Origin of the sequence: Mycobacterium sp. (assembly GCF_049585075.1) — a bacterium.
In the GTDB taxonomy this organism is placed as follows: Bacteria; Actinomycetota; Actinomycetes; order Mycobacteriales; family Mycobacteriaceae; genus Mycobacterium.
Window position 1 is genome coordinate 1 of record NZ_JBAUZA010000531.1, and the last position, 5,054, is coordinate 5,054.

At 66.0% G+C, this 5,054-nt stretch carries 5 protein-coding genes and 1 pseudogene; 5 read left to right on the top strand and 1 reads right to left on the bottom strand.

Features of this window, described 5'->3' with window-relative positions; translation table 11 throughout:
• The first annotated feature begins 15 nt into the window (after positions 1-15).
• Positions 16-438: a metallopeptidase family protein gene (locus tag WB785_RS24445; protein ID WP_424082641.1), complete on the top strand. Its 423-nt coding sequence runs from the start codon at positions 16-18 to the stop codon at positions 436-438.
• A 29-nt stretch (positions 439-467) separates the two neighbouring features.
• Here WB785_RS24445 and WB785_RS24450 read toward each other — a convergent pair whose 3' ends face one another.
• On the bottom strand, positions 468-806 hold the full coding sequence (locus WB785_RS24450) for a WhiB family transcriptional regulator (RefSeq protein WP_424082643.1): 339 nt from the start codon (positions 804-806) through the stop codon (positions 468-470).
• A 331-nt stretch (positions 807-1,137) separates the two neighbouring features.
• On the opposite strand from WB785_RS24450, the gene cofD reads away from it, so the two are divergent.
• The 4 genes and pseudogenes from cofD to WB785_RS24470 form a co-directional block, all read left to right on the top strand.
• Complete coding sequence (gene cofD / locus WB785_RS24455) at positions 1,138-2,130, top strand: 2-phospho-L-lactate transferase (protein WP_424082636.1); 993 nt, start codon at positions 1,138-1,140, stop codon at positions 2,128-2,130.
• Positions 2,127-3,470, top strand: coding sequence for a coenzyme F420-0:L-glutamate ligase (locus tag WB785_RS24460; RefSeq protein ID WP_424082638.1), 1,344 nt, complete (start codon positions 2,127-2,129; stop codon positions 3,468-3,470). The genes cofD and WB785_RS24460 overlap by 4 nt, the downstream gene beginning before the upstream one ends.
• Positions 3,467-4,009 carry an NUDIX hydrolase gene (locus WB785_RS24465; protein ID WP_424082640.1) on the top strand — a complete coding sequence of 181 codons (543 nt, stop codon included), beginning with the start codon at positions 3,467-3,469 and terminating at the stop codon, positions 4,007-4,009. The genes WB785_RS24460 and WB785_RS24465 overlap by 4 nt, the downstream gene beginning before the upstream one ends.
• A gap of 411 nt (positions 4,010-4,420) precedes the next feature.
• Positions 4,421-5,054, top strand: a pseudogene (locus tag WB785_RS24470) (hypothetical protein); the annotation flags it as partial.

A 5,054-nucleotide genomic window follows, 5' to 3' on the forward strand; every position in this document is an offset into this window, starting at 1 on the left:
CGCCGCGGCCGTGAGATGCGCGGGCCGCTGCTGCCACGGACGGTGCCGGGTTGGCGTAGCCGCGCTGAACGGTTCGACATGGCCGTGCTGGAAGCCTATGAACCCATCGAGCAGCGCTGGCAGGAGCGATTGTCGGGGCTCGACGTGGCGGTCGACGAGATCCCGCGAATCTCGGCGAAGGATCCCGACAGCGTGCAATGGCCACCGGAAGTGGTCGCTGACGGGCCGATCGCGCTGGCCCGGTTGATCGGCGCCGGAGTCGACGTCCGAGGAACTGCTACTCGGGCGCGAGTTGTGTTGTTCCGCAAGCCAATCGAGCGGCGCGCCAAGGACACAGTCGAACTCGCCGAATTGCTGCACGAGATCTTGGTGGCCCAAGTCGCCACCTATTTGGACGTGGAACCTTCGGTCATCGATCCGACGATCGACGAGGACTAAGTGCAGCGGGTCGCCCGCCGACTAACGGGTCAGATGATTCCGCGCTTGAGGCGGCGGCGTTCGCGCTCGGACAGACCGCCCCAAATGCCGAACCGCTCGTCGTGAGCTAAGGCGTAGTCGAGGCATTCGGACCGGACCTCGCAGCCCAGGCAGATCTTCTTGGCCTCGCGAGTGGAGCCACCCTTTTCCGGAAAGAAGGCCTCGGGGTCTGTTTGCGCGCACAACGCGCGGTCTTGCCACTGGTCGGTCGTGACCGGTTCTGGATCAAAGACTTCGACCGCATCAGGGACTGGGACCAAACTCAAACGGGGCCTTGACGTTATCGATGTCATCGGCGAGCCGGTAGTGGTGTGCGGTGTGCCTCCCATTAGGCCCCGAAGGTACTCATAGGACATGCTCCGCCTCCTCACCTGGTTTCGGTTGATCGTGAATGTCACCACTGTTTTGATGTCGGCCATCTCGATTCGAACAAATGATCGAATCTCGGTCTGCGACACCGAATCCGGCCGGCCAACCGAAATGACACTGGTGTGATTACACACGGGTAAGCAGCGCTTTGCAAGCGATTCGGCAGATTTCCATACCATCTCGTGATCAATTTTTTGCGACACTGCAGCCGTTGCCGCCCCGGCGTGTCGGTCACACCCCCTCTACCGCGGGGGTTCGAGCCGGTCGCAGCCGCGCGTACTGTCGTGCGGTGTGAAGGTCACGGTTCTGGTTGGCGGAGTTGGCGGCGCCCGTTTTCTGCTCGGGGTGCAGCAGTTGGTCGGCTTGGGCCAGTTCGCCTCCGGCCCTGCGCTGCCCGGCGATCACGAGCTGACCGCAGTCGTCAACATCGGCGACGACGCCTGGATGCACGGGGTGCGCATCTGCCCCGACTTGGACACCTGCATGTACACCTTAGGTGGAGGTGTAGACCCGCAGCGCGGCTGGGGCCATCGCGACGAAACCTGGCACGCCAAGGAGGAACTGGCGCGCTACGGTATCCAGCCCGACTGGTTCGAGCTCGGTGACCGCGATTTGGCCACCCATTTGGTGCGCAGCCAGATGCTGAGAGCTGGGTATCCGCTATCGCAAGTCACCGCGGCGCTGTGCGACCGCTGGCAGCCCGGTGCCACGCTGCTACCAGCCAGTGATGATCGCTGCGAAACCCACGTCGTCATCACCGATCCCGTCGACGACAGCCAACGTGCCATCCACTTCCAGGAATGGTGGGTGCGCTACCGCGCGCAAGTGCCGACACACAGCTTCGCATTCATCGGCGCTGAAAATGCCCACGCCACAGCCGAAGTCACTGACGCTATTTCAGGCGCCGACATTATCCTGCTCGCGCCGTCGAATCCGGTGGTGAGCATCGGGGCGATCCTGGCCATCCCCGGTATTCGGGGAGCACTGCGGTCGACGACCGCACCCGTGGTCGGCTACTCCCCGATCATCGGCGGAAAGCCATTGCGCGGCATGGCAGATGCGTGCCTCTCAGTGGTCGGGGTGGCGGCCACCGCAGAAGCCGTCGGGCGGCACTATGGCGGGCGGGCAGGCACCGGCATCCTGGACTGCTGGCTGATACACGAGGGCGATCACGCCGAAATCGACGGCGTTGCCGTGCAGTCGGTGCCGTTGCTGATGACCGATCCTGCAGCGACGGCGGCGATGGTGACCGCCGGCCTGGGCCTTGCGGGCGTGGCAGCATGACCGAGCACGGCACCGCATCGGCTGTCGAGATTCTGCCGGTCACCGGGTTGCCCGAGTTTCGCCCCGGCGACGACCTGGGCGCGGTGATCGCCGCGGCGGCACCTTGGCTGCGCGACGGTGACGTGCTGGTGGTCACCAGCAAGGTGGTGTCCAAATGCGAAGGCCGACTGGTTGACGCGCCCGTCGACGCCGAGGCTCGAGACACGCTGCGGCGCAGGCTCGTCGACGCAGAGGCCGTTCGAGTGCTGGCCCGCAAAGGTCGCACGCTGATCACCGAAAACAAGCTGGGCGTGGTTCAGGCGGCGTCCGGTGTGGATGGGTCCAACGTCGATGCGGGCGAATTGGCACTGCTACCAGTCGATCCCGACGCCAGCGCTGCAGCCCTGCGGGCCGGGCTGCGCGAGCGGCTGGGCGTCAGTGTCGGCGTGGTGGTCACCGACACCATGGGCCGCGCATGGCGCAATGGCCAGACCGATGCTGCCGTCGGCGCGGCCGGTGTGGCCGTGTTGCATGGCTACGCGGGTGCGGTCGATCGGCACGGCAACGAATTGGTAGTCACCGAGATCGCGGTCGCCGACGAGATTGCCGCTGCGGCCGATCTAGTCAAGGGCAAGCTGACCGCGATACCGGTGGCCGTCGTGCGCGGGCTGGCGGTATCCGACGACGGGTCGACGGCACGCCAATTGGTGCGGGCGGGCACCGACGACCTGTTTTGGCTGGGCACCGCCGAAGCTCTCGAGCTAGGCCGCCGGCAGGCCCAGCTGCTGCGCCGCTCGGTGCGCCAATTCGCCGAAGAGCCGGTGCCGCCGCAGCTTATCGAGGCCGCCGTCGCCGAGGCGCTCACAGCCCCGGCCCCACATCACACCCGGCCGGTGCGTTTCGTCTGGCTGCAGACACCGGCTGTGCGCCGTCGGCTGCTGGACCGCATGCGCGACAAGTGGCGCTCTGATTTGTCCGGTGACGGCAAGCCCGCTGATGCCGTGGCCAGGCGGGTCGCTCGCGGCCAGATCCTCTACGACGCACCGGAAGTCGTGATCCCGATGCTGGTACCAGATGGGGCACACGACTACTCCGACGCCGCGCGCAACGACGCGGAGCACACCATGTTCACGGTCGCGGTGGGTGCGGCCGTGCAGGCGCTGCTGGTGGCGTTGGCGGTGCGCGGGGTGGGCAGCTGCTGGATCGGCTCGACGATCTTCGCCGCGGATCTGGTTCGCGACGAGCTGGGATTGGCTCCCGACTGGGAACCGTTGGGCGCCATCGCGATTGGCTACCCCCTTGAGCCGTCGACAGAACCCCGCGATCCGGTGCCGGTGACCGATCTGCTGGTGCGCAAGTGAGCGTCCACGACTCCGCGATCGCATTACTCACCGCGTGGAAGGCGCCGAACCCGGGGCAGGATTCGCTGCGGCACGCCGTGTTGGCGTTTCTGGATGCGCGCGACGACGCCTGCCGTCGCGAGTGCGTGCCAGGACACGTCACGGCCTCGGCGTTGGTGCTCGATCATTCCGGCGGCCAGGTTCTGCTCACATTGCATCCGCGACTGGGCCGCTGGGTGCAACTGGGTGGGCATTGCGACGACACCGACGGCGACATTGTCGCGGCGGCGCTGCGAGAGGCCACCGAGGAATCCGGCGTCGCCGACCTACGCATCCAGCCCGATCTGGCTGCCGTGCACGTCCACCCGGTCACCTGCTCGCTGGGTGTGCCGACCCGCCATCTCGATCTGCAGTTCGTGGCCCAGGCGCCGGCCGACGCCCAGATCGCGATCAGCGACGAGTCCGAGGACCTGCGTTGGTGGCGTGCCGATGCCTTGCCCGCGGGGACCGACGACGCGCTGGCGTATTTGGTCGCCCAGGCGGCGAATGTGGGCTTATGACACGCTCGGCTCGAAAAGCCGTGCACTAAGCCCCAACTCGGCGGCTTGTAAAGAAGCTGAACTGTAGCTGAGAGTTATCAGCTTCTACCGGCGCTGCCCGCAAATCCATAGTATTGGCTACATAGGCCGTTAAGCAGGACTTATAGCCCGATCGCTCGGACTCACAAGCCCTGCGCGCAAACTGCGCGTTTTGGCCCGCAGGCTATGCCTTGAGAGCTACCTTAATGCAACCTGAGATGGCGCCACGTAGCGGGAAGCCTCGACCAACCGGGTCCGGACGACACCTCATTCGTCTATTGGAACAGCCGACGTTGTTGGTTGGGCTTTCGCGGGAGAGGTACGGCCATGGCTCGTCACAGGCGCAGCAAACGGAACCACCGGTCGGACACCGCGAGGGCACACCGACGCCGCGTGGTGGGCCTCAGTACGAGTGCCGGCGCGTTTTTGGCGTTCGGGCTGGGCCCGCTGGCTGCCGCACCGACGGCGAAGGCCGATGTGTTCGACGACATCCTCGACTTGGCCCTGGGTTCCGCCGCCGGCTCGGCGTTAACTGCGGTCAACCCAACGGATTTCGTGGATCCCGGTGTGTTGAGCGGGCTGTTGGCGGATCTGGCCACGCCGGCCGGGTGGGACACGTTGCTCACGGATTTCTCTAGCCCCGGCAATTTTGACGCCGCGTTCTCGGGGAGCTCTGCGCTTTCTGACACCGGCTCTGCGGTGTCGGCGGCCGATTCGTCGACCAGCTTCCTGCACGGACTGGAGCAGGTTTGGATTAACAGCTCGTTTGGCCAGCAGGTCGATAGCGCACTGAATACGTGGGCGGCGCAGGCCGATCCGGCCGCGGCGGGCAGTTGTGGGCTGATCTGTAACGGCGCTGATGGAACATCGGGCGGAACGCTGGTCCAAGCCGATGGTCAAGACGGCGGGTTGTGGTTCGGTAGCGGCGGCAACGGCGCCACCGACGCGGCCGGTCAAGGTGGTGACGGCGGCAACGGCGGGCTCTTCTTCGGCGAGGGCGGCAACGGCGGGGATGGCGGTACCGGTG

Excerpts from the sequence above, each read along its gene's own strand:
- WB785_RS24450 (WP_424082643.1), bottom strand. The coding sequence starts at position 806 with ATGGGAGGCACACCGCACACCACTACCGGCTCGCCGATGACATCGATA.
- WB785_RS24460 (WP_424082638.1), top strand. The coding sequence starts at position 2,127 with ATGACCGAGCACGGCACCGCATCGGCTGTCGAGATTCTGCCGGTCACC.
- WB785_RS24445 (WP_424082641.1), top strand. The coding sequence starts at position 16 with ATGCGCGGGCCGCTGCTGCCACGGACGGTGCCGGGTTGGCGTAGCCGC.